The sequence below is a fragment of the Pseudomonas sp. IT-P4 genome, assembly GCF_949767755.1.
Lineage (GTDB): Bacteria > Pseudomonadota > Gammaproteobacteria > Pseudomonadales > Pseudomonadaceae > Aquipseudomonas > Aquipseudomonas monachiensis.
This window is the reverse complement of record NZ_CATKPX010000108.1, coordinates 1-277: the sequence shown is the minus strand read 5'-3', so window position 1 is coordinate 277 and position 277 is coordinate 1. Positions and strand designations below refer to the sequence as shown.

Sequence of the window (277 nt, the reverse complement as noted above, 5' to 3'; positions counted from 1 at the left end):
TCGAATCATCGGGATTGCTTGGGTCGGCATGCACCACGGCGCGGATCTGGTCGAGCGTGACGCTGCCGTTGGCGGCGACGCTGACCGTGAACACCAGCAGGTTGCCGCTGGCCGTGCGGCCTTCGACCACGGTGCCGTTGAGCGACAGGTTCACCGCCTGGCCCGAGGCCGTGTCGATCAGCCCGGAGGCCCCGGCCACCACGCCCAGCGCGTAGGTCAGGGTGCCGGCCCCGTCGGCACCAAACGCCGAATTGAAGTTGGCGGCGAAGCTCTGGGT

General features: G+C 69.0%; 1 protein-coding gene. It reads right to left on the bottom strand.

The genetic code is table 11. The annotated features are described in order from the left end of the window. A partial coding sequence (locus ACM6IT_RS28020) for a DUF5801 repeats-in-toxin domain-containing protein (protein ID WP_414919116.1) occupies positions 1 to 277 on the bottom strand: 277 nt, incomplete at both ends.